This window comes from Microbacterium sp. M (genome assembly GCF_045181065.1).
Lineage (GTDB): Bacteria > Actinomycetota > Actinomycetes > Actinomycetales > Microbacteriaceae > Microbacterium.
The window spans coordinates 2,694,915-2,715,512 of sequence record NZ_CP173721.1 but is presented as its reverse complement, the minus strand read 5'-3'; the positions used below and the strand labels follow the sequence as shown (position 1 = coordinate 2,715,512).

Sequence of the window (20,598 nt, the reverse complement as noted above, 5' to 3'; positions counted from 1 at the left end):
ATGCTCAGGCCGTCGGCACCGCCGACCACGCGATCATCACGCACGTGAACAGGCCGATCAGGGCCGCCAGCGCCATCGCGAGCATCAGCAGCGCCAGCAGCCGCAGGCGACGGGCGCGGTCGGCGATCAGGAAGCGCGCCGCGATCAGGGCGGCGTACAGGAGCACGATCAGCACGAGCGTCGTCCATGCGGCGGCAGCGGCACCACCGGGGTTCGCCAGGATCATGACGAGCGGTATCGCGCAGGCGATCGCGAACGCGCCGGCGACGATGATCCAGACGGTGCCGTCGGAGGTCCGCAGCGCCGGCTGATTGCGCACCAGCGTCTCGTCCTCGAAGCTGCGCCGGCGGGCGTGGTGCGGTGTCTGGTCGGCGTGATCGGTCATCGGGTCACCCCGGTCAGACGCGGTCGACCAGCTGCGGTTCGCCCTGCAGGCGTGCGCAGTGGGCGCAGCAGAAGATCTGAGCCTCGGCCTCGACGCCGTGACCGATGATGCGGCAGCCGCAGTGCGCGCAGGTGGGAGCCATGGCCTGGATCGCGCACTCGAAGCTGTCGAACGTTCCGACGTGGTCGCCCCTGGCCACCGTGAACACCTTGTCGTAGACGTTCCCGCACGTGTCGCACGTGGCCGTCATGGTGCCGCCCTCGGCGGTGCCCGGCAGGCTCATGATCCGGCCTCGTCCTCCTCCTCGAGGCGCGCGAGCAGCATCTGCTTGCCCTGCTCACCGGCCTTGAGGCTGTTGTGCTGGATCTTGCGGAACCACTCCGCGAGCTCCGTGTCTCCGGCTCGGTCCGCGTCGTCCGCGTACGTCTGCATGGTCCACGCGTTGCGAAGCGAGGATTCCAGGACGGCGACGAGGTTGTAGTTCTTGTCCTTCATCGCCGATGCAGGTGTGCCAGTCATCATGCTCTCCTTCGTCTCGATGAGGACTCAGGTTGCCGCGGATCGGCGCCGGTCACGAGGGGGTGGCATCGGCAGTGGTGAAGGCGTACCCTCACCTGGATACGAGACCGGCCAGTAGTTCGAGCACGCACAGCGCAGCCAGCCGGACCGTTCGCCCATCGGGTGCGTCCGCCGTGGCATCCACCTCGGCGATGTCGGCGCTGACGACGCGGGGATCGGACGCCACGGCGCGCGTGAGCGCCCGCAGCTCCCACGCGGCGAGGCCCCCGGGAACGCTCGCCGGGCAACCGGGCGCGACCGAGCGATCGCACACGTCGACGTCGATGTCGAGATGCACGCGTGCCGCGGCATCCGCACCGGCGACCTCGACGGCCTCGGCGACGACGTCCGCGATGCCGCGCCGACGCACCTCGTCCAGCGTGATGACGCGGATGCCCCAGTCCGTCGCGCGCCGGACATAGGCCGCCGAGTTGGCGAAGTCCGCGATGCCGATCTGCACGACGCGCGACCCGTCGATGCGTTCGCCGTCCGGCGCATCCTGGATGAGACGGCGCACGGGGGATCCGTTGGAGACGCCGTCGCGCAGGTCGAAGTGCGCGTCGAACGTGATGAGCCCGGTCGCGCCTGCGCCGCGGGCGACGGGATAGGTCACGGAGTTGTCCCCGCCCAGGGCGATGGCGAAGGCGGGCTGCAGAGCGCGCACGCGAGCAACGACACCCTCGACGTCGGTGTCCGCGTCGGCGACGTCGCCGGCATCCGCGATCCGCAGCCGCTCGTTCAGATCCACCGCAGGGGGGCCGATCAGCGTCGTGCTGTAGCGCTGCAGGGCGTCGCGTATCGCCGCAGGCGTCGCGTGCGCGCCGGTCGGTGAGAGAGACGTCCGCCATGCGGGGATGCCGATGATCGCGGCATCCATCGTCTCGTCGGGTGCGGGCCACGAGCCGGCGCGGGGCCAGAGCGGGTCGTGGGAGAGCGCCATGTCAGACTCCGGGGATCAGGTTGTGGGCGATGGTGAAGATTGCGAGGCCCGCGAGAGCGCCGACCACTGTGCCGTTCAGGCGGATGTACTGCAGGTCGCGACCGACCATGAGTTCGATCTTCTCCGTCGTCTCGGCCGGGTCCCAGCGCTCGACGGTGTCGGTGATGATCGACGCGATGTCGTGGCGATAGCGATCGACGAGGAACACCGCCGCGTCCGTGACCCAGGTGTCGACACGGCGCTGCAGAGACTCCTCGGTCGTCAGGCGTTCGCCGATCTCGCGGACCGCCTGCGCTGCGCGCTGCCTCAGCCCGCTCGCGGGGTCGGCCAGAGAGGTCAGCAGGCCCGCCTTGGCGGTGTGCCACGCTTCGGCAGCCAGTGCCGCGACGCGCGGACTGTCGAACAGGGCCGCCTTCGCGTTCTCGAGCTTCGCCCTGGTCGTGGGGTCGTTCTGCAGTCCATCGGCGAGGCGGGCCAAGTAGCCGTCGATCGCGATGCGGGCCGGGTGCTGCGGATCGGACTGCACCGCACGGACGAACGTCACCGCTTCGCGGTAGACCGTGTCGTCCACGAGCCGGTGCGCGAGCTTCGGCACCCAGGAGGGCAGTCGGCGCGAGACCAGACCGGCGAACGCTTCGGCATTCGCGTCCAGCCAGGTGGCGATGCTGTCCACCGCGAGGTCGACGGCGCCGTGGTGCGCGTCGGTCTCGACGATGCGCTGCAGCCAGACTCCGGCCGGCGTTCCCCAATCAGGGTCGATGAGGTGTTCGCGGGCGAGGTCTCCGATGAGGTCGCGGACGTCGTCGTCGCTGAGCGCGTTGAGCACTGCGGTGGCGACGGTCGCGCCTTCGGCGGCGACGCGCTCGGCATGCGCGGGGACGCGCAGCCACTCTCCGGCGCGTTCCGCGATGCGCGTGCGCGAGAGCTTGTCGCGGACGACGTCGGCTGCGAGGAAGTTCGTCTCGACGAACTCACCGAGCGTGTGCCCGATCTCGTCCTTGCGATTCGGGATGATCGCGGTGTGCGGGATCGGCAGCCCGAGGGGCCTGCGGAACAGAGCGGTGACGGCGAACCAGTCGGCCAGGGCGCCGACCATGCCGCCCTCGGCCGCCGCGCGGACGTACTGCAGCCAGCTGTAGCGCTCCTGCAGGGAGAACGCGATCACGAACGCGATCGCCATCGCGATCAGAGCGCCGAGAGCGACCGCCTTCATCCGACGCAGTGCCCGCGCGCGGTCCTGATCGGCCGGAGAGAGCAGAGCCATCGGTGTGCGCGCCATGCCGTCATCCTCGCACGCGAGCATGCACCAGTACGCGAGTACCCTCGGAAGGGTGATCGAAGACATCAAGAAGCGCGCCATGCATCGCACCAGCATCCTCGAGGGGCAGCTGCGCGGCGTCGCGCGGATGATCGAGAACGAGGAGTACTGCATGGACATCATCACGCAGTCCCGCGCCATCCAGAAGTCCTTGGAATCCCTGAACAGGCTGCTGCTCGAGAATCACCTGCGCACGCACGTCACGCACATGTTCGAGCACGGCGGTGACGAGCGCGATCAGGCCGTGACCGAGCTGCTCAAGGCGTTCGACTTCGACCGCAAGTAGGCAGTCCGCGGCCGGTCAGCTCTCCAGCGGGCCCAGCCATGCGCTCGCCGCGGTGGAGTGCGCCGACTCAGGGTCCGATGGGTGGAACATGCCGGCCAGCACGTCGCGGTACAGTCGCGACAGCTCGTTGGACGAGAAGTAGGCGCCGCCACCCGCGGTCAGGATCGCCTCGTCGACGACGCGCTTCGCCATCGTGACCGCCCGATGCTTGACCCCGGACAGCAGCGTGAACCAGCGGCCGCCGTGGTCGGCGAGAGTGTCGACGTCGCGTGCCAGGCCCGCGATCTGCGGCGGCAGCGCGTCGTAGTCCAGGCCCATGTCGGCGATGCGCCAGCGGATGTCCGGGTCCTGGCTGTACGTGAGCCCGGTCTTCTTCGACCGGCGCTTGTGCCCCGTCTCGACCGCGAGATCCAGGGCGCGCCGCGCGATCCCGGTGTACACGGACGCCAGCAGGATCTCGAACACGCTGAAGATCCCGAACACGATCGGGTCAGGATTGGGGCCGGGGTCGATGCGGCGAACGATGTGCGCGGGGGCGGCGACGGCCCCGTCGAGCCGCGTGGTCCGGCTCTGCGTTCCGCGCATGCCGAGGGTGTCCCAATCGTCGCCGGTGGTCACGGCATCCGTCCGATCGACGAAGGCGAAGACCAGCTTCGGGGCATCCGGACTCGTGGTGTCGAGGCCGTGCAGGCCCAGTTTCGTCCAGACCGGCGCGAGCGAGGTGAAGATCTTCGTGCCGGTGAAGGCGTATCCGCCGTCCGGCTGCGGCACGGCCGCGGTGTCGCTGCCGAACAGGACGAGATCGTTGCCTCCCTCGCTGATGCCGAAGGCGAACACCTCGCCGGCAGCGGCGCCGTCCTGGACGAACTCGAGTCCTGGCACGCCTCGATCGCTGAAGACCTTCGCGACGCCGGTCCACACCAGGTGCATGTTGATCGCCAGCGCGGTCGCGGGCGCCGCGGTCGCGAGTCGCTGCTGCAGGATCGCGGCCTGCTCGAGGCCGAGTCCCGCTCCGCCACGGTCGGTCGGCACCAGGATGCCGAGGTAACCGGCATCCCGCAGCTCATCCAGATCCTGCTGCGGGAACGTGTTCTCCCGGTCGTGGATCGGTGCGCGCTCGCGGATGCGCTCGAGCAGTTCGTCGGACAGGTGCTCGGTGGGATCGAAGCTCACGACAGGGCCTCCAGGATCTGCTGCATGGTCTCGTCCGGCTGGTCGCGATGCGGTGAGTGCCCCGCGCCGGGGACGATCGACATCGAGATGCGGGGATTGGCGGCCAGGACGCCATCGGCCGTCGCGCCGGTGAACAGGCTGTAGACCTCGGGGTCTGCGCCGATGACGTGGGTCGGGATCGCCAGCCGGGCGGCGTGATCGCGGACGTCCCATGGCTGGTTCTGCGCGCTGGTCTGCTCGACCGCCCACGCGCTCGTGCGTGTGACGGCATCGATCTTCAGTTCGAGATCCTGCTCGTGCCAGTGCGGATGCTCCTCGCGGACCACTTCGATGCGATTGTCGGCGAAGGCGCGTTCCTGGCTGCGGCGGACGATCGTCGCGTCGCGGCCGTCGACCAGGATGGCAGGGTCGATCAGGAGGAGTCGGCTGGTCCAGGCCGGATCGGATGCCGCGGCCACCGTGCTCGCCGCTGCACCGAGGGAGTGGCCGATCACGGCATCCCATGCGCCGCCGTGATGCGGGCGGGTCGCGGCGACGTCCTCGGCGTACGCGCCGACCGTGTAGTCGAGGGCGCGCGGTGCGTCGCCGTGGCCGCGCAGGTCGACCGCGACGGCCAGCCAGCCGGCGTTGGCGAGCGCGTCGCCGATGCGCCACATGAGGGCACCTGATGAGCCGAGCCCGTGCACGAGCAGGGCGGTCTTCGCGGAATCCGGGGCACCCCAGGAGAGCCGGGGGAGAGTCACAGCAGCCACGCGCTCAGCCTACTCAGGAAGGCGTGACCGCCACGGGTTCGGTGTCGGGGTAGGGACTCGGATCGCGGTGGCGCAGATCGGGGAAGGCGCGGACGAAGACGATCGCGACGATCAGACCCACGATCGCGAACAGCGTCGCGGCCAGGTAGGCGCCCTGCGGGCCTCCCGTGCTGTCGACGAGGAAACCGGCGATGGCTGAGCCGGCGGCGGCGCCGATCAGCTGGCCGGTTCCCGCCCAGCCGAACGCCTCCGCTGTCTCGCTGAACTTCACGCTCGCCGTGGTGATGGCGAACATGACCGCAAGCGCCGGAGCGATGCCGATGCCGGCGAGCAGCAGGGTCCCGCCCAGCCAGTACACGTTCAGCGTCACCATGGTCAGCGACAGGCCGACCGTGACGATGACGAGGCGTCGGGCCATCGCCCACGGCCCGATCGGGATGTGGCCGAGTGAGAGGCCGCCGATGAGGCTCCCCACGGCGAACACGGCGAGGACGAGGCCTGCTTCGAGGCTGCCGTGCTCGAACGTCGCGACGACGCCGACCTCGACCGCCGAGCAGGCGCCGATCAGCAGGAAGCCGGTCACGGTCGCCAGCAGCACAGGCGGCTTCAGGACGACGCGTCCGAATGCGCGGCGGCTGCGGGGGATGCGGACGCGTCCGACCTCGGGGGAGAGGATGAACCAGCCGCAGCCGACGACGAGGACGGCCGCGACGAGCAGCAGCCCCTGGGTCGTTCCGATCTGCGTGGAGACGAGCGTTATGACCACTGGGGCGAGGATCCAGATGATCTCCTGCAGCGAGGCATCCAACGAGAACAGCGGTGTGAGCTGCGACGAGTTGACGAGTTTCGGGTAGATCGTGCGCACGGCCGACTGGACCGGCGGTGTCGAGAGTCCGGCGAGCAGTCCGAAGAACATGTATCCGGTCAGATGCAGGGGCAGGAGGGCGAGGCACAGCATGGCGCTGATGCAGACCGCGGCCGTGAGGGTGAGGACGCGTCGCATGCCCCACGCGCCCATCCAGCGACTGGTCACAGGGCCTGCGACGGCCTGTCCGACCGACGTCGCGGCGAGCACGAGACCGGCGGCGCCGTACGACCCGGTCTGCTGCTCGACGTGCAGGAGGATCGCCAGCGAGGCCATGCCGTTGGGGAATCGCGCCGTCAGCTGAGCTGCGATCATGCGCGCCACGCCGGGCGTGCGAAGAAGGTCCCGATATCCCGCCACCTGACAACGGTACCGGGGTGCGCGATCGGCGTCAGCACGGGTGGCTGCGGCGACACGCCGCGACACGCCGGAGACCCCTCTCCACAGGAAATCGGATGTCCGAACCCCGGCGTAGCGTCCCACCTGTGGATGGATTCGCGACGGCCGTCCGAGAGCCGCGATCTGACGCGGTTCGCGGGGGTCTGAGAAAGGTCGCCGGCTGTGGATGAAACGGTGGACAACCTGTGTTGTATCAGTGGAGAGCGGTGGAAAACTACAGGGATGTAACTACTATCCCTTGTGGTCGGTCCGAATGTCCGTCCCTATATGTAGTATTGAAGTCCCGGCGGGGGGCCTGCCGGAAAACCAGGATTTGAGGGGAAGCGATATGTCGATCACGGTCTACACCAAGCCTTCGTGCGTGCAGTGCAATGCCACCTACCGGGCGCTGGATGCCAAGGGCATCGAGTACGAGATCCACGACCTCTCCGAGGACGCCACGGCGCTCGAGCAGGTCAAGGCGCTCGGCTACATGCAGGCGCCGGTCGTCGTGACCGATGAGGACCACTGGTCGGGCTTCCGCCCGGACAAGATCGACGAGCTCGCCGCTCGCCTGGCCTGAAGGAGATGAGGTCATGAGCGCCGTCGCCACAGCAGCGCCGCTCCTGGTCTACTTCTCCAGCGTCTCCGGGAACACGGCGCGCTTCGTCGAGAAGCTGGGCCTTCCCGCTCGCCGCATACCGCTGCACCGCACCGACGAGGATCTCGTCGTGGATGAGCCGTTCGTGCTCGTCACCCCGACGTACGGGGGCGGGCAGGGGCGCGGCGAGGAGAAGGGCGCCGTTCCCAAGCAGGTGATCCGGTTCCTCAACGACGAGCGCAACCGGCGTCACATCCGCGGGGTCATCTCCGCAGGGAACACCAACTTCGGCGACGCCTTCTGCGCCGCCGGTGACATCATCAGCCGCAAGTGCCACGTGCCTCACTTGTATCGGCTCGAAATCTTCGGCACACAGGACGATGTCGATCGGGTGACCGACGGATTGGAACGACGGTGGGTACTTCATTGACCGAGACAGTGGCATTCAAGGCGAACCCCGCATACGAGGGTCTCGACTACCACGCGCTCAACGCGATGCTGAATCTCTACGACGCGAACGGCAAGATTCAGTTCGACGCCGACAAGCGCGCCGCGCGGGAGTACTTCCTGCAGCACGTGAACCAGAACACGGTGTTCTTCCACTCGCTCAAGGAGCGGCTGGACTACCTCGTGGAGAAGGAGTACTACGACGGCACGCTGCTCGAGAAGTACTCGTTCGAGTTCGTCCAGAAGCTCAACGAGTTCGCCTACTCGAAGAAGTTCCGGTTCGAGACGTTCCTCGGCGCGTTCAAGTACTACACCAGCTACACGCTGAAGACGTTCGACGGCAAGCGCTACCTCGAGCGCTTCGAGGACCGCGTCGTGATGACGGCTCTTGCTCTGGCCGACGGTGACGAGCAGGTCGCCATCGACCTCGTCGAGGAGATCATCTCCGGCCGGTTCCAGCCGGCGACGCCGACGTTCCTCAATGCGGGCAAGGCGCAGCGCGGCGAGCTCGTCAGCTGCTTCCTGCTGCGCATCGAGGACAACATGGAGTCGATCGCCCGTGGCATCAACTCCGCGCTGCAGCTGAGCAAGCGCGGCGGCGGCGTCGCGCTGCTGCTGTCGAACATCCGCGAGTCCGGTGCACCGATCAAGCAGATCGAGAACCAGTCCAGCGGCATCATCCCTGTGATGAAGCTCCTCGAAGACAGCTTCAGCTACGCCAACCAGCTCGGCGCCCGCCAGGGTGCCGGCGCGGTGTACCTCAACGCGCACCACCCCGACATCATGCGCTTCCTCGACACCAAGCGCGAGAACGCCGACGAGAAGATCCGCATCAAGACGCTGTCGCTCGGCGTCGTCGTGCCGGACATCACGTTCGAGCTCGCCAAGAACGACGAGGACATGTACCTGTTCTCGCCGTACGACGTCGAGAAGGTCTACGGCGTGCCCTTCGGTGACATCTCGGTCACCGAGAAGTACCGCGAGATGGTCGACGACCCGCGGATCAAGAAGACGAAGATCAACGCGCGCGAGTTCTTCCAGACCATCGCCGAGATCCAGTTCGAGTCGGGTTACCCGTACATCATGTTCGAGGACACGGTGAACAAGGCCAACCCGATCAAGGGCCGCATCAACATGTCCAACCTCTGCAGCGAGATCCTGCAGGTGAACACGCCGACCACGTACAACGAGGACCTCTCGTACGACCAGATCGGCAAGGACATCTCCTGCAACCTCGGCTCGATGAACATCGCTCTGGCGATGGACGGCGGCAACCTCGGTGCCACCGTCGAGACCGCGATCCGCGGACTCACCGCGGTCAGCAACCAGAGCCACATCTCTTCGGTCCGCTCGATCGAGGACGGCAACGACCGTTCGCACGCGATCGGCCTCGGGCAGATGAACCTGCACGGCTACCTCGCTCGTGAGCACGTGTTCTACGGGTCCGAAGAGGGCATCGACTTCACGAACATCTACTTCTACACGGTGCTGTTCCACGCGCTGCGCGCATCGAACAAGCTCTCCATCGAGCGCGGAGTGGCCTTCGACGGCTTCGAGGACTCCACGTACGCGTCCGGCACGTTCTTCGACAAGTACATCGACCAGGCCTGGGAGCCTGCGACCGAGAAGGTCAAGGAGATGTTCGCCGGTCAGTTCATCCCGACGCAGGCCGACTGGGTCGAGCTGAGGGAGAGCATCCAGAAGCACGGCATCTACAACCAGAACCTGCAGGCGGTGCCCCCGACCGGCTCGATCTCGTACATCAACAACTCGACGTCGTCGATCCACCCGATCGCGTCGAAGATCGAGATCCGCAAGGAAGGCAAGCTCGGCCGCGTCTACTACCCGGCGGCGTTCATGACGAACGACAACCTGGAGTACTACCAGGACGCATACGAGATCGGCTACGAGAAGGTCATCGACACTTACGCCGCTGCCACGCAGCACGTCGACCAGGGCCTGTCGTTGACGCTGTTCTTCAAGGACACCGCCACCACGCGCGACATCAACCGCGCGCAGATCTACGCATGGCGCAAGGGCATCAAGACGATCTACTACATCCGTCTGCGCCAGATGGCCCTCGAGGGCACCGACATGGCCGAGTGCGTCTCGTGCATGCTCTGATTGCCTTCTGATCTGGGATTTCGACAGGAAAATAGAATGACACCCCACGAACCGCTCAAGCTGGTCGACCACGTGCAGGCGATCAACTGGAACCGCATCCAGGACGACAAGGATGTCGAGGTGTGGAATCGCCTCGTCAACAACTTCTGGTTGCCCGAGAAGATCCCGCTGTCCAACGACATCCAGTCGTGGAACACCCTCACCTCCGACGAGCAGCTGCTCACCATGCGCGTCTTCACCGGACTCACGCTGCTCGACACGGTGCAGGCCACGGTCGGAGCCGTCTCGCTGATCCCGGATGCGATCACTCCTCACGAGGAGGCCGTCTACACGAACATCGCGTTCATGGAGTCGGTGCACGCGAAGAGCTACTCGTCGATCTTCTCGACGCTGTGCTCGACGAAGGAGATCGACGAGGCGTTCCGCTGGTCGGTGGAGAACCCGAACCTTCAGAAGAAGGCTCAGATCGTCACCGACTACTACCGCGGCGACGACCCGCTCAAGCGCAAGGTCGCCTCGACCCTGCTCGAGAGCTTCCTGTTCTACTCCGGCTTCTACCTGCCCATGCACTGGTCGTCGCGGGCGAAGCTTACGAACACGGCCGACCTCATCCGCCTCATCATCCGCGACGAGGCCGTGCACGGCTACTACATCGGCTACAAGTTCCAGCGCGGCCTCGAGACGCTCGACCAGGCCAAGCGCGACGAGCTGAAGGACTACACCTTCTCGCTGCTGTACGAGCTCTACGACAACGAGGTGCAGTACACGCAGGACCTCTACGACGGCGTCGGTCTGACCGAAGACGTCAAGAAGTTCCTGCACTACAACGCCAATAAGGCGCTGATGAACCTCGGCTACGAGGCGATGTTCCCGTCCAGCGTCACGAACGTGAACCCGGCGATCCTGTCGGCGCTCTCGCCCAACGCCGACGAGAATCACGACTTCTTCAGCGGGTCCGGCTCGTCGTACGTCATCGGCAAGGCCGAGGCGACGGAAGACGACGACTGGGACTTCTGAGTCCGAGCGTGAGAACGACGGAGGGCCTGCGAAGCGATTCGCAGGCCCTCCGTCGTGTCAGGCGCGATTTCTCGCCTGCAGCAGCAGGGCGAAGGATGCCGGGATCGAGCGCACGAAGGCTTTTCGGCGTGCTGCTGCGGCCCGCTGCCGCGCTGCTCGCGCCACTTGTCGCTCCCACCGCATCTCACGGATGAGGTCGCTGAATTCGCCGGCTTCGGCAAGGCTCATAACGTCGTTTCGCATGGCGGATCCTCTCGTCGGAGGGAACCGCTCCTCGGTCGCCCTCGTGAGCACCACGAACGATATGCGCGCCTTTCGACATCCGAGCACAGAAAAAGTTGCGACTTCTTTTCGCATTCCTGTCGAATCGACATGGACGTGTTCGTGGTGATGATGAGGATCGCCGCACGTGCGATCGAGAGGAGCGCCATGACCGCGCGACAGAAGTTCCTCGTCATCCACATGACGGACCCCGCCGGTGCCGAATGGGACCAGGACATCGATGGTGCCCGACTGCAGCGCTGGCTGGAGTTCCGTGACGGACCCGACGGCTGGGAGCCCAACGGCCAGACCGTCGCAGGTCCCGATCAGGCCCGACGCATCACCGCGCACGGTGGCGACGTCGTGGTGACCGATGGCCCTTTCCCGGAGTTCACGGAGTGGTTCCTCGGCGTCGAATGGATCGAGGCCACCGATATCGAGCAGGCGACGCGGCTGCTCGCTGAGCATTCGACGGCGCGCATCGGCCGTATGTACGTCATTCCCGCGAGCGGGGACTGATGGCCGACAGGGGCCGCGCCGTCGACGTCGATGCCGAGATCGCCCGCACCCACCGTGCGGAATGGACCGTGATCGTCGCCGGGCTCGCCCGCCGCTACGGCGACCTGGACCTCGCCGAGGAGACGGCCGCAGAGGCGTTCGCCACCGCCGTCGAGCGCTGGCCCGTCGACGGCGTGCCGCCGAATCCGGGCGCCTGGATCACCACCACAGCGCACCGCAAGGCGATCGATCGTCTGCGCCGCGAAGCACGGCGGGACGACAAGCACAGGGAGGCGTTCATGCTGCAGGACGACTCGCCCGTCGAGCCGACGGGTCGTATCGACGACGATCGGCTGCGCCTCATCTTCATCTGCTGTCACCCGGTGCTCTCGATCCAGGATCGCGTCGCTCTGACGCTGCGGATGGTCGGCGGGCTTACGGTCTCGGAGATCGCTCGGGCCTTTCTCGTGCAGGACACGACGATGGGACAGCGGATCAGCCGGGCCAAGGCGAAGATCAAGTCTGCTCGGGTCCCGTTCGCCGTGCCGCTGCAGGAGGACGTGCAGCCCCGCGTGGCCGGCGTGCTCGCGGTGCTGTATCTGATCTTCAACGAGGGGTACTTCGCCTCCGGCGGGGACGTCGACCCGATCCGACGGGACCTCGCTGAGGAGGCGATCCGCCTCACTCGGCTGGTGAGGACGCTTCTGCCCGCTGATTCGTCCGAGGATGCCGAGGCGACCGGGCTGCTGGCACTGATGCTGCTCACCCAGGCACGGGCCGATGCCCGGTTGTCCGCCGGCGGCGAGCTCGTGCGGCTGGATGAGCAGGATCGCGCACGGTGGGACCGGATGCTGATCGAGGAGGGACTCGCCCTCCTGGACGATCTGCTCGAGGCCTGCGGTCGAGACGTCCGGGCCCTGGGGCGGTACCAGCTCCTCGCCGCGATCAACGCCGTGCACGTGTCGGCACCGCGAGCGCAGGACACCGACTGGGCGCAGATCGTGGCGTTGTACGGTGCGCTCGAACGCATCGATCCGAGTCCGATCGTCCGTCTCAACCGGGCCATTGCGATCTCGGAGTACGACTCGCCGGATGTCGCGCTCGCCCTCGTCGAGCAGCTCGGCGAAGATCTGGCCGATCACCACGCCTTCCACACGACGCGCGCAGAACTGCTGCGCCTGACCGGGCGATCGGATGCCGCGCGCAGTGCCTACGATCGTGCGATCGCCCTGGCGGCCAACGCCGCCGAGATCACTCACCTCACCCGTCGCCGAGACCAGATCGCGGTGGCATCCGAAACCGATGGCACCACGAATGAAGGAGAACTCTCATGACCAGCACCTACCTCGTCATCCACATGACCGATGCGCAGGGAACCGCGCTTCCCGAATCAGAGGATCGTCAGAAGCTCGACGCGTGGGCCGAACGCGGCAAGGAGTCCGGCATCCTCGGCCCCGGCGCCCCGGTTGCCGGTCCTGAGCAGGCGAAGTCCGTCGCGATCCGCGACGGACAACTGCTCATCACGGACGGTCCCTTCCCGGAGTTCAAGGAGTGGTTCGCCGGATACGACCTGATCGAAGCGGACTCGATCGATGCCGCAGCCGCGTACATGTCCGAGCATCCGACGGCTGTGGCGGGACGGATGTACATCCTTCCCGTCGTCGCATTGCCGTGGGACGAGACCGACCACGCGGCGGCGGCATCGTGAGCCGTGCCGCCTGATCAGTTCCGGTTCGCTGTGTAGTACGCCAGCAGGGCCTTCGTCGAAGCATCCTGCGCGGCCACGGCATCCGCATCGCCGGAGATCGCCGGAGCGATCTGCATGGCCAGCTGCTTGCCGAGCTCGACACCCCACTGGTCGAACGAGTTGATGCCCCAGATCGTGCCCTGCGTGAACGTGATGTGCTCGTACAGCGCGATGAGCTGACCGAGCACCTGCGGGGTCAGTGCGGGGGCGAAGACCGACGTCGTCGGGCGGTTGCCGGCGAACGTACGGGCCGCGACGAGCGCGCCAGTGGTGCCCTCGGCCTCGACCTCGGCGGCGGTCTTGCCGAACGCGAGAGCCTTGGTCTGCGCGAGGAAGTTCGCCAGGAACAGCTCGTGCACGTCCTGACCGCCGTCCGAGAGCGGGTAGGCGGGGTTCACGAACGCGATGAAGTCCGCGGGGATCAGGCGGGTGCCCTGGTGGATCAGCTGGTAGAACGCGTGCTGGCCGTTCGTCCCGGGCTCGCCCCAGAACACCTCTCCCGTGTCGGTGGTGACCGGCGACCCGTCCCAGCGGACGGACTTGCCGTTGGACTCCATCGTCAGCTGCTGCAGGTAGGCGGGGAAGCGGCTCAGCTGCTGGGCGTAGGGGAGCACGGCGTGCGACTGCGCACCGAAGAAGTTCACGTACCAGACGTTGAGCAGGCCCATCAGCACGGGAACGTTCTCGGCCAGCGGCGTGGTGCGCACATGCTCGTCGACGGCGTGGAAACCGGCCAGCAGGTCGCGGAACGCGTGCGGCCCCAGCACGATCGCGAGCGACAGCCCGATCGCGGAGTCGACAGAGTAGCGGCCGCCCACCCAGTCCCAGAATCCGAACGCGTTGGTGGGGTCGATCCCGAAGGCTGCCACCTTGTCGAGCGCGGTCGAGACGGCGACGAAGTGGTGCGCCACGGCATCCGTGCGGGATGCGTCGTCATCGGCGATGGCGCCGGATGCCGCAAGGCCCGCCCACAGCCAATCACGCGCGAGTCGCGCGTTGGTCAGGGTCTCCAGCGTCGTGAACGTCTTCGACGCCACGATGAACAGCGTGGTCTCGGGGTCCAGCCCTGCGGTCTTCTGCGCCAGGTCGGTCGGGTCGATGTTGGAGACGAAGAGCGCCTGGATTCCGGCATCCGCGTACGGCTTCAGCGCCTCGTAGACCATCACGGGCCCGAGGTCCGAGCCGCCGATTCCGATGTTCACCACATGCGTGACCTTCTTGCCGGTCACTCCGACCCACTCACCGGAGCGGACCCGGTCGGCGAATGCCGAGAGGGCGTCGAGGACGCCGTGCACGTCGGCATCCACGTCCTGACCGTCGACGACGAGCGCCGGTGATGCGCCCGCCGGGCGGCGCAGTGCGGTGTGCAGCACCGCACGGTCCTCGGTCGTGTTGATGCGAGCGCCTTCGAGCATCGCGGCGTAGCGGTCGGCGACGCCGGTCTGCTCGGCGAGGCGAAGGAGGGAGGCGAGCACCTCGTCGGTGACGAGGTTCTTCGACAGGTCGACGTGCAGATCCGCGAGCGGCAGCGACAGCCGATCGGCGCGCGACGGATCCGTCGCGAACCAGCCGCGGAGGTCCGGAGAGAACGAGTCGTGGAGGGCGCTGAGCTCGGCCCAGGCCGGGGTGCTGGTGGGATCGATCGGGGCAGACATGCGTTCAAACTACCGCGAGCGCGACGTTCCCCGTCTCACATGACGCAGGTCGGTGCTGTGAGGCGTCGGACCTCCCGGCTAGTGTGCTCCCATGGGAACTCTCGAGTACAACAGCACGCGTCCGGCGATCGGCGTGGATGATGACACTCTGGCGCATCTGAAGATCGTGATCGGGACGAAGCTGCGCCGGCAGGAGAGCTTCATGATGACCTGGCTTCCCGAAGCCCAGGACAAGGCGCAGGGCCGGCTCACGATCTGGATGAACCCGAGCATCCCGCTGATCATCGCGTTCGACGGACCGACCATGCCCGCCATCGACCCGAAGCGCATCGAGCGCATGATGGAGAACCTGAACGTGCGCGGCGAACTCGTGCTCGACCAGCTCGGATAGCGCGTGCAGGGCGCAGGAGGCGACCGCGTGCGAGCGGCGTCCTGGCGCCGCGTGGGCGCGAGGACTCGGGGCGGCCGGCCGCCTGGGCCTCCGCCCTGGCAGGCCGCGACCACCGGCGGCGGTTCGATGGTGCGCTTCCGTGCGATCCCGATGACGATGCGTGCGCTGGTCTGGTCCATCCTGGGCATCGTGACCGCCGCGGGGGCTCTCGTGGCAGTGCTGCTGATCGCGGTCTCGGACATCCTCCAGGTCGGCGCGCGGCTGACGATCATCATCGTCGGTGTCGGAATCGCCCTGCCCGTGTCGCTGGCGTTCTCCGCTCTGCTGCGTCGCCGCACACGTGATTGCACGGTCGCGTTCGGTGCATACGAGCTGCGCATCACGACGGGGACGGCCGAGATCAGCATCCCGTACCGCGAGCTCGAGCATTTCCGCTGGCGATGCGACAGCGAATACGCGAGGGTCGAGGCACGCGGCGCCGAGATCGACGTCTCGCTGATCGTCGGCATGGCGAAACCTCCGGTCGACACCGCGACGGGGCTTCCGCCGCTTCCGCGCCGCGTCTACGGACTGCTCGACGCAGCGGGGCTCACGGTGGCGCGGACACGCCGCGGGGACGTCATCACCTTCCGGCGGGACGCCCCGCAGCTCTCCGGCTGACTGCTACACGGCCGAGTACCCCTGCCCCCGCAGCAGCCTCGCCAGGTGCGCGGCGTCGGCTGCGGCCGTCGCGGTGGCCTGCGCGACCTTCTCGGGCGTCTCCGGAAGGTCTTTGTAGTCGGTCTGCTGCATCGCCTCGCCGTTCCAGTAGACCGACCCCTGAGCAGGGATGCTGAAGCCCACGTCGTTCAGCGATTGGAAGAGGATCGCGGCGATGTGATGCGCGCCGTCCTCGTTGCCGACGATGCCGGCGATCGCGACCTTGTCGAACAGCGTCGGGCGGCCACGGGCATCCGTCTCGCTCAGCTCGGCATCCAGTCGTTCGAGCACGCGCTGAGCGATGCTGGAGTGCTGACCGAGCCAGGTCGGCGTGAGGAAGACGAGGACATCCGCTGCGAGCACCTGTGCGCGCAGCGCCGGCCATTCGTCGCCCTGCCCCATGTCCTTCCCGACGCCGGGAAGGAGCGTGTGATCGACGGCGCGGACCATCGTCCCGATGACGCCGTGCTCCGCCAAGGCCTTGAGGATCTGCCGACCGAGGAGCTCGGAACTCGAATCCGCGGGGGAAGGTTTGAGTGTGCAGTTGATCGCGAGTGCCGTCAGTTGTGCGTCCATGCCGGCACGATAGGCGCGGATCGCCGGAGCGCGGAGGGGGTTTCGCGCGTCGATCGTCTGCGCTAGGCGGTTGCTGGTCGCGGCACGGGTATCCTGGACGGAGCGAGATTTCCCGACTTCAGGAGCGCCCGATGATCCTCAGCTTCATCTTCTTCATGATCCTCTTCCTCGGAGGGTTCTGGCTGATGGGCATCTCGTTCGGCCTGCCCGAGTGGCAGGCGGCGGCATTCCTCGGCGGACTCGCGATGATCTGCATCGCGCTGGCCTTCATGATGCGCCAGGGGCGCTCTGGTGCGACGCGCCGCTCGAACAACTGGGACGGCGGACCGGCGGCCAACTGAGCGCTCAGCGCCTCTTCGCCAATCGCATCTCCAGGTTCGCCTTCACGGCCGGCCATTCGGGTTCGATGATCGAGTACTCGACGCTGTCGCGCAGAGCACCGTTGCGGTAGCGCAGGACCGCGCGCATCACGCCGTCCTGCTTGGCTCCGAGGCGCTCGATCGCCGTGCGCGACTGGAAGTTCACCCACTGCGTCGTCAGCCCGACGCGGAACACGCCGAGCTCTTCGAACGCGTGACGCATGAGCAGATACTTCGACTCCGCATTCGTCCCGGTGCCATGAGCGGACGGACGGTTCCAGGTATAGCCGATGTGGAGCCGGGGGACATCGGCGACGAGATCGTACAACGACGTGAGGCCGATGGTGCGCCCTGTCGCATCGAACGCGGTGAAGGGCACCATCTCGCCGCGTTCCGCCATCGCCAGCCGTTCGTCGATCGCCGCGGCCATTCCGTCAGGCGACGGGACCGACGTGTACCAGGCGGTCTTCCACAGTTCGCCCTCCGAGGCCGCCTCGACGAGCCCGTCGTGATGGGCGCGCTTGAGCGGTCGCAGTTCGACGAGCCGGCCGGTGAGCGTGAGCGGAGCGGGGGCGATGAGGAAGGCCATACGGCAATTCAACCAGCCCTGTGTCACCGGTCCGCGCTAGCGTGGTGGTCATGAAGACAGTGCCGTTCGCCACAGCATCCGCCCCCGCCGTCGTCGCCGGGATGATGCGCATCAACGACAAGGAGGACGCCGAGATCCGCGCGCTGTACGACGCGGCGCGCGGCGCCGGTGTCGACTTCTTCGACCACGCCGACATCTACGGCGGACGGATGCACGCGTGCGAGGAGCGCTTCGCCGAGGCCCTGCAGCTGACCTCCGCCGAACGCGACGAGATCACCCTGCAGACCAAATGCGGCATCGTCCCAGCGGACGGAGCCTACGACTTCTCGTACGAGCACATCATGCGACAGGTCGACGGCTCGCTCACCGCGCTGCGCACCGACCGGGTCGACGTCCTGCTGCTGCACCGCCCTGATGCGCTGGTCGAACCGGAAGAGGTCGCCCGCGCGTTCGACGAGCTCGAGGCGGCGGGGAAGGTCCGTGCGTTCGGCGTCTCCAACCACACACCGCGGCAGATCGATCTGCTGCGCACGGCGGTGACCCAGCCGTTCGTCGCGAACCAGCTGCAGCTCTCGCTCACGCATGCGTCGATGATCGCCGGCCCCATCGCCGCCAACCGCGAGGCCACCGAGCAGAGCGTCACCAGGGACGGCGGCGGAATCCTCGAGTACTGCCGCGCCAACGGGATCACGATCCAGGCCTGGTCGCCCATGCAGGCCGGCAGCGGTCTCGGACCGTTCATCGGCCACGCGGATCACCCGGAGCTCAACGCCGCGCTCGAGCGCATCGCCGCTGTGCACGACAGCTCTCCGATCGGGATCGCGGTCGCGTGGATCACCCGGCATCCGGCCGCGATGCAGGTCGTCATGGGCACGACGACCCCCGAGCGGCTCGTGGCGGCGGCGCACGGGTCGGACGTGCAGCTCACCCGCGCCGAATGGTACGAGCTGTATCGCGCGGCCGGTCACCTGCTGCCCTGACCCGCGCACCGTCGTCTACCCTGTTCTCATGCCGTTCATCTTCATGCTGCTGACGATCGCGCTCATGATCGGTGCGCTGATCGACATCATCACGCGCGACGATTCGCGGGTGCGCTTCCTGCCGAAGATGGTCTGGCTCATCATCGTGATCCTGCTGCCGCTGATCGGCAGCATCCTCTGGTTCGCCCTCGGTCGTGAGTACGACTCGCAGGGCGTCTCGATGCCGAGGATGCCGCGCCGCCAGCGCGCCACCGGGCCGGCCTCCGGCCCGCCGGCGGCGCCGCCCGCACCGGTGGACACGCGCAGCACCGAGCAGCAGATCGCCGACCTCGACCGTGAGATCGAGGAATGGCGGCTGCGTCAGGAGATCGAGAAGCGCAAGCAGGAGCGCGGCGAGGACTGACCCTCTCAGCGCGCGAGCGCGAGATCGAAGGACTCGCGCAGGGCCGGTTCCAGGGTCGGAAAGCGGAACTCGTATCCCGCCGTGGTCAGCTTCTCCGGCAGGACCCAGCGGCTCTTGAGGATCAGCTCCGTCTCGGTGCGGATGCCGATGGCGCCGATCTCCAGCATCCAGCGCGGCATGGGCGGACCGAACCGCACGCCGAGGACGGCGCGCACCGCCGCCATGAACGTCGTGTTGTCGACAGGGTTCGGCGACGCGACGTTGACGGACCCGTCGAGCTCCGGATGCTCTTCGAGGAAGTCGATGATGCCGGCGACATCGTCGACGTGCACCCAGCTGAAGCGCTGCCGTCCTCGCCGGGCCCCCGGGAAGTGCGCGGTCCCGGCCGCTCGGCGGCGCGCCGTCACCGGCCACCATCCGTCGTGCTGCGCGCCGCCGAGCCCACGTCGGGCCAGTGAGCGCAGCGGCTCGAGGACTCCACCGTGGCCGAGGACGATCGCACTGCGCAGCGCCACTCGTCGCGTGCGCGGGAGATCATCCTCGAAGAGCGCCTGTTCCCAGGCCTTCGCGACCTCGACGGAGAACCCGGTGCCGATCTCACCGGTCGACTCGGCCATCGGGCGATCCTCGGCGTGCCGGTAGATGGTCGCCGTGGACGAGTTCACCCAGAGCGCCGGAGGGGCCTTGGCGCGCGCGATCGCCGTGCTCAGAGCAGCGGTCGTCTCCAGTCGGGAGGAGAAGATCTCGGCCCGGTTGGCGGGTGTGTACCGGCAGTTGACGCTCTTTCCGGCGAGGCCGATCACGAGCTCGGCCCCGTCCACGGCGGCATCGATGCCGTCCTGGTCCGCCCAGACGAGGTCAGCACCGGACCGTGAGATCGTGATGACTTCGCGGCCGGCGTCGCGGTACTTCTTCACCAGGTAGCGGCCCATGAAGCCGGACGAGCCGCCGATGACGATGCGCCCTGTGCTCATGATTCCTTCTCGATCCGGTAGGTGAAGGTGCCGGTGTACTCGTAGAGCCGCCCGACCAGTGGAGCATCGATCGTCAATTCCACGCGCTGGCGGCCGGATTCGGCATCCCTTCCCTCTCGCAACCGGATGCGCGGCACGAGCCGTCCTGCGACGCGTGGACGGAGACGGCCGATGCGCATACCGATCGCACGGCTGGTGAGTCGCAGTGCGCCGTCGTCGGTGCCGACGTCGAAGCTCGCCGCGAACAGCGGTGGCTCGCCGAGCTCGTCGACCAGACGTCCGTGGGGTTTCAGCGCGACCGCGTCCCGCATGATCCACTCGCCCCCGGGGAGCATCAGGGTGCGCTCCGCGATCGCGCGCCCGGCAATCGTGCGGTTCTCGATCCGGAAGGGGACGTCTGTGTACCAGCCGGCCACCAGGAGGCCGCGACGGTGCAGGGGACGCAGCAGCGGTGCGAGCCATCGGTGCCGCGTGCCGACCTGATCGAACACGCCTTCGCCGACGCCGACATGTCCATCGGGGATCGCCGCGAAGTACGCCTGCGTCGGCGGGTCCAGCAGCGGCATCCGCGATCCCAGTGCTCGAGCGTACGGGGATGTCGAGGGATGCCTCATGCTTCGAG

Annotated in this window: 27 protein-coding genes; 13 read left to right on the top strand and 14 right to left on the bottom strand. The window is 67.4% G+C overall.

Translation table 11 applies throughout. From position 1 onward, the window contains the following. Positions 1–4: 4 nt before the first annotated feature. The 5 genes from ACI7YT_RS13530 to ACI7YT_RS13510 form a co-directional block, all read right to left on the bottom strand. Entirely contained in the window at positions 5–385 is a 381-nt protein-coding gene (locus tag ACI7YT_RS13530) for a hypothetical protein (RefSeq protein WP_406246055.1), read from the bottom strand. 13 nt (positions 386–398) lie between these two features. Further along, the gene (locus ACI7YT_RS13525) at positions 399–668 is read right to left on the bottom strand and encodes a hypothetical protein (RefSeq protein WP_406246054.1); all 270 of its coding nucleotides are present in this window, start codon (positions 666–668) and stop codon (positions 399–401) included. Beyond that, entirely contained in the window at positions 665–904 is a 240-nt protein-coding gene (locus tag ACI7YT_RS13520) for a hypothetical protein (protein WP_406246053.1), read from the bottom strand. Before ACI7YT_RS13520 ends, ACI7YT_RS13525 begins: the two co-directional genes overlap by 4 nt. A gap of 91 nt (positions 905–995) precedes the next feature. Further along, positions 996–1,883 (bottom strand): arginase family protein, encoded by an 888-nt coding sequence (locus ACI7YT_RS13515; RefSeq protein ID WP_406246052.1) that lies wholly within the window; start codon positions 1,881–1,883, stop codon positions 996–998. A 1-nt stretch (position 1,884) separates the two neighbouring features. Further along, positions 1,885–3,162, bottom strand: a complete 1,278-nt coding sequence (locus tag ACI7YT_RS13510) for a DUF445 domain-containing protein (protein WP_406246051.1) — start codon at positions 3,160–3,162, stop codon at positions 1,885–1,887. Positions 3,163–3,214: 52 nt separating this feature from the next. On the opposite strand from ACI7YT_RS13510, the gene ACI7YT_RS13505 reads away from it, so the two are divergent. Then, a complete protein-coding gene (locus ACI7YT_RS13505) occupies positions 3,215–3,487 on the top strand; it encodes a metal-sensitive transcriptional regulator (protein WP_406246050.1) in 273 nt (90 codons plus the stop codon). Between the two features lie 15 nt (positions 3,488–3,502). Here ACI7YT_RS13505 and ACI7YT_RS13500 read toward each other — a convergent pair whose 3' ends face one another. From ACI7YT_RS13500 to ACI7YT_RS13490, 3 genes are read right to left on the bottom strand one after another with little or no spacing between them, the layout of a single operon-like run. Then, positions 3,503–4,660, bottom strand: a complete 1,158-nt coding sequence (locus ACI7YT_RS13500; protein ID WP_406246049.1) for an acyl-CoA dehydrogenase family protein — start codon at positions 4,658–4,660, stop codon at positions 3,503–3,505. Then, the gene (locus tag ACI7YT_RS13495; protein WP_406246048.1) at positions 4,657–5,412 is read right to left on the bottom strand and encodes an alpha/beta fold hydrolase; all 756 of its coding nucleotides are present in this window, start codon (positions 5,410–5,412) and stop codon (positions 4,657–4,659) included. The genes ACI7YT_RS13500 and ACI7YT_RS13495 overlap by 4 nt, the downstream gene beginning before the upstream one ends. Positions 5,413–5,425: 13 nt before the next feature. Next, positions 5,426–6,592 (bottom strand): MFS transporter, encoded by a 1,167-nt coding sequence (locus ACI7YT_RS13490; RefSeq protein ID WP_406246047.1) that lies wholly within the window; start codon positions 6,590–6,592, stop codon positions 5,426–5,428. A 412-nt stretch (positions 6,593–7,004) separates the two neighbouring features. On the opposite strand from ACI7YT_RS13490, the gene nrdH reads away from it, so the two are divergent. From nrdH to nrdF, 4 genes are read left to right on the top strand one after another with little or no spacing between them, the layout of a single operon-like run. Further along, a complete protein-coding gene (nrdH, locus tag ACI7YT_RS13485; RefSeq protein WP_285636399.1) occupies positions 7,005–7,238 on the top strand; it encodes a glutaredoxin-like protein NrdH in 234 nt (77 codons plus the stop codon). A gap of 13 nt (positions 7,239–7,251) precedes the next feature. Next, positions 7,252–7,686 (top strand): class Ib ribonucleoside-diphosphate reductase assembly flavoprotein NrdI, encoded by a 435-nt coding sequence (gene nrdI / locus ACI7YT_RS13480; RefSeq protein WP_406246046.1) that lies wholly within the window; start codon positions 7,252–7,254, stop codon positions 7,684–7,686. After that, positions 7,683–9,827: a class 1b ribonucleoside-diphosphate reductase subunit alpha gene (nrdE, locus tag ACI7YT_RS13475; RefSeq protein WP_406246045.1), complete on the top strand. Its 2,145-nt coding sequence runs from the start codon at positions 7,683–7,685 to the stop codon at positions 9,825–9,827. The genes nrdI and nrdE overlap by 4 nt, the downstream gene beginning before the upstream one ends. A gap of 36 nt (positions 9,828–9,863) precedes the next feature. Beyond that, positions 9,864–10,844, top strand: a complete 981-nt coding sequence (gene nrdF, locus ACI7YT_RS13470) for a class 1b ribonucleoside-diphosphate reductase subunit beta (RefSeq protein WP_406246044.1) — start codon at positions 9,864–9,866, stop codon at positions 10,842–10,844. 57 nt (positions 10,845–10,901) lie between these two features. Here the strand turns inward: nrdF and ACI7YT_RS13465 are convergent, their stop codons facing one another. After that, positions 10,902–11,087 carry a hypothetical protein gene (locus tag ACI7YT_RS13465; protein ID WP_406246043.1) on the bottom strand — a complete coding sequence of 62 codons (186 nt, stop codon included), beginning with the start codon at positions 11,085–11,087 and terminating at the stop codon, positions 10,902–10,904. A gap of 186 nt (positions 11,088–11,273) precedes the next feature. Here ACI7YT_RS13465 and ACI7YT_RS13460 point away from each other — a divergent pair, with 186 nt between their 5' ends. Genes ACI7YT_RS13460 through ACI7YT_RS13450 form a run of 3 tightly spaced genes read left to right on the top strand, consistent with a single transcriptional unit; the run spans position 11,274 to position 13,311 of the window. Continuing rightward, the gene (locus ACI7YT_RS13460; RefSeq protein ID WP_406246042.1) at positions 11,274–11,624 is read left to right on the top strand and encodes a YciI family protein; all 351 of its coding nucleotides are present in this window, start codon (positions 11,274–11,276) and stop codon (positions 11,622–11,624) included. After that, positions 11,624–12,937: an RNA polymerase sigma factor gene (locus tag ACI7YT_RS13455; protein ID WP_406246041.1), complete on the top strand. Its 1,314-nt coding sequence runs from the start codon at positions 11,624–11,626 to the stop codon at positions 12,935–12,937. The genes ACI7YT_RS13460 and ACI7YT_RS13455 overlap by 1 nt, the downstream gene beginning before the upstream one ends. After that, complete coding sequence (locus tag ACI7YT_RS13450; protein WP_406246040.1) at positions 12,934–13,311, top strand: YciI family protein; 378 nt, start codon at positions 12,934–12,936, stop codon at positions 13,309–13,311. Before ACI7YT_RS13455 ends, ACI7YT_RS13450 begins: the two co-directional genes overlap by 4 nt. A gap of 14 nt (positions 13,312–13,325) precedes the next feature. Here the strand turns inward: ACI7YT_RS13450 and pgi are convergent, their stop codons facing one another. Continuing rightward, positions 13,326–15,005, bottom strand: a complete 1,680-nt coding sequence (gene pgi / locus ACI7YT_RS13445) for a glucose-6-phosphate isomerase (protein ID WP_406246039.1) — start codon at positions 15,003–15,005, stop codon at positions 13,326–13,328. A gap of 91 nt (positions 15,006–15,096) precedes the next feature. Here pgi and ACI7YT_RS13440 point away from each other — a divergent pair, with 91 nt between their 5' ends. Both ACI7YT_RS13440 and ACI7YT_RS13435 read left to right on the top strand, forming a co-directional pair. Further along, complete coding sequence (locus ACI7YT_RS13440; protein WP_406246038.1) at positions 15,097–15,396, top strand: hypothetical protein; 300 nt, start codon at positions 15,097–15,099, stop codon at positions 15,394–15,396. 126 nt (positions 15,397–15,522) lie between these two features. Then, complete coding sequence (locus ACI7YT_RS13435; protein ID WP_406246037.1) at positions 15,523–16,056, top strand: hypothetical protein; 534 nt, start codon at positions 15,523–15,525, stop codon at positions 16,054–16,056. 3 nt (positions 16,057–16,059) lie between these two features. Here ACI7YT_RS13435 and ACI7YT_RS13430 read toward each other — a convergent pair whose 3' ends face one another. After that, a complete protein-coding gene (locus ACI7YT_RS13430) occupies positions 16,060–16,671 on the bottom strand; it encodes a flavodoxin family protein (RefSeq protein ID WP_406246036.1) in 612 nt (203 codons plus the stop codon). A 131-nt stretch (positions 16,672–16,802) separates the two neighbouring features. Between ACI7YT_RS13430 and ACI7YT_RS13425 the strand changes: the two genes are divergently transcribed. Continuing rightward, positions 16,803–17,012: a hypothetical protein gene (locus ACI7YT_RS13425; protein WP_406246035.1), complete on the top strand. Its 210-nt coding sequence runs from the start codon at positions 16,803–16,805 to the stop codon at positions 17,010–17,012. A 4-nt stretch (positions 17,013–17,016) separates the two neighbouring features. Here the strand turns inward: ACI7YT_RS13425 and ACI7YT_RS13420 are convergent, their stop codons facing one another. Further along, positions 17,017–17,619, bottom strand: coding sequence for a GNAT family N-acetyltransferase (locus ACI7YT_RS13420; protein WP_406246034.1), 603 nt, complete (start codon positions 17,617–17,619; stop codon positions 17,017–17,019). 50 nt (positions 17,620–17,669) lie between these two features. On the opposite strand from ACI7YT_RS13420, the gene ACI7YT_RS13415 reads away from it, so the two are divergent. After that, a complete protein-coding gene (locus tag ACI7YT_RS13415) occupies positions 17,670–18,599 on the top strand; it encodes an aldo/keto reductase family oxidoreductase (RefSeq protein ID WP_406246033.1) in 930 nt (309 codons plus the stop codon). A 28-nt stretch (positions 18,600–18,627) separates the two neighbouring features. After that, positions 18,628–19,002: a PLDc N-terminal domain-containing protein gene (locus ACI7YT_RS13410; protein ID WP_406246032.1), complete on the top strand. Its 375-nt coding sequence runs from the start codon at positions 18,628–18,630 to the stop codon at positions 19,000–19,002. A gap of 5 nt (positions 19,003–19,007) precedes the next feature. Here the strand turns inward: ACI7YT_RS13410 and ACI7YT_RS13405 are convergent, their stop codons facing one another. Continuing rightward, the gene (locus ACI7YT_RS13405; RefSeq protein WP_406246031.1) at positions 19,008–19,976 is read right to left on the bottom strand and encodes an epimerase; all 969 of its coding nucleotides are present in this window, start codon (positions 19,974–19,976) and stop codon (positions 19,008–19,010) included. Continuing rightward, entirely contained in the window at positions 19,973–20,590 is a 618-nt protein-coding gene (locus ACI7YT_RS13400) for a DUF4166 domain-containing protein (protein WP_406246030.1), read from the bottom strand. Before ACI7YT_RS13400 ends, ACI7YT_RS13405 begins: the two co-directional genes overlap by 4 nt. Positions 20,591–20,598: the final 8 nt, after the last annotated feature.

Excerpts from the sequence above, each read along its gene's own strand:
- ACI7YT_RS13490 (WP_406246047.1), bottom strand. The coding sequence starts at position 6,592 with ATGATCGCAGCTCAGCTGACGGCGCGATTCCCCAACGGCATGGCCTCG.
- ACI7YT_RS13525 (WP_406246054.1), bottom strand. The coding sequence starts at position 668 with ATGAGCCTGCCGGGCACCGCCGAGGGCGGCACCATGACGGCCACGTGC.
- ACI7YT_RS13405 (WP_406246031.1), bottom strand. The coding sequence starts at position 19,976 with ATGAGCACAGGGCGCATCGTCATCGGCGGCTCGTCCGGCTTCATGGGC.
- nrdH (WP_285636399.1), top strand. The coding sequence starts at position 7,005 with ATGTCGATCACGGTCTACACCAAGCCTTCGTGCGTGCAGTGCAATGCC.
- ACI7YT_RS13420 (WP_406246034.1), bottom strand. The coding sequence starts at position 17,619 with ATGGCCTTCCTCATCGCCCCCGCTCCGCTCACGCTCACCGGCCGGCTC.
- ACI7YT_RS13440 (WP_406246038.1), top strand. The coding sequence starts at position 15,097 with ATGGGAACTCTCGAGTACAACAGCACGCGTCCGGCGATCGGCGTGGAT.
- ACI7YT_RS13430 (WP_406246036.1), bottom strand. The coding sequence starts at position 16,671 with ATGGACGCACAACTGACGGCACTCGCGATCAACTGCACACTCAAACCT.
- ACI7YT_RS13450 (WP_406246040.1), top strand. The coding sequence starts at position 12,934 with ATGACCAGCACCTACCTCGTCATCCACATGACCGATGCGCAGGGAACC.
- ACI7YT_RS13510 (WP_406246051.1), bottom strand. The coding sequence starts at position 3,162 with ATGGCGCGCACACCGATGGCTCTGCTCTCTCCGGCCGATCAGGACCGC.
- ACI7YT_RS13410 (WP_406246032.1), top strand. The coding sequence starts at position 18,628 with ATGCCGTTCATCTTCATGCTGCTGACGATCGCGCTCATGATCGGTGCG.
- ACI7YT_RS13515 (WP_406246052.1), bottom strand. The coding sequence starts at position 1,883 with ATGGCGCTCTCCCACGACCCGCTCTGGCCCCGCGCCGGCTCGTGGCCC.
- ACI7YT_RS13455 (WP_406246041.1), top strand. The coding sequence starts at position 11,624 with ATGGCCGACAGGGGCCGCGCCGTCGACGTCGATGCCGAGATCGCCCGC.
- ACI7YT_RS13435 (WP_406246037.1), top strand. The coding sequence starts at position 15,523 with ATGGTGCGCTTCCGTGCGATCCCGATGACGATGCGTGCGCTGGTCTGG.
- ACI7YT_RS13460 (WP_406246042.1), top strand. The coding sequence starts at position 11,274 with ATGACCGCGCGACAGAAGTTCCTCGTCATCCACATGACGGACCCCGCC.
- ACI7YT_RS13520 (WP_406246053.1), bottom strand. The coding sequence starts at position 904 with ATGACTGGCACACCTGCATCGGCGATGAAGGACAAGAACTACAACCTC.
- ACI7YT_RS13400 (WP_406246030.1), bottom strand. The coding sequence starts at position 20,590 with ATGAGGCATCCCTCGACATCCCCGTACGCTCGAGCACTGGGATCGCGG.
- ACI7YT_RS13530 (WP_406246055.1), bottom strand. The coding sequence starts at position 385 with ATGACCGATCACGCCGACCAGACACCGCACCACGCCCGCCGGCGCAGC.
- nrdI (WP_406246046.1), top strand. The coding sequence starts at position 7,252 with ATGAGCGCCGTCGCCACAGCAGCGCCGCTCCTGGTCTACTTCTCCAGC.
- nrdF (WP_406246044.1), top strand. The coding sequence starts at position 9,864 with ATGACACCCCACGAACCGCTCAAGCTGGTCGACCACGTGCAGGCGATC.
- ACI7YT_RS13415 (WP_406246033.1), top strand. The coding sequence starts at position 17,670 with ATGAAGACAGTGCCGTTCGCCACAGCATCCGCCCCCGCCGTCGTCGCC.
- pgi (WP_406246039.1), bottom strand. The coding sequence starts at position 15,005 with ATGTCTGCCCCGATCGATCCCACCAGCACCCCGGCCTGGGCCGAGCTC.
- ACI7YT_RS13425 (WP_406246035.1), top strand. The coding sequence starts at position 16,803 with ATGATCCTCAGCTTCATCTTCTTCATGATCCTCTTCCTCGGAGGGTTC.
- ACI7YT_RS13465 (WP_406246043.1), bottom strand. The coding sequence starts at position 11,087 with ATGCGAAACGACGTTATGAGCCTTGCCGAAGCCGGCGAATTCAGCGAC.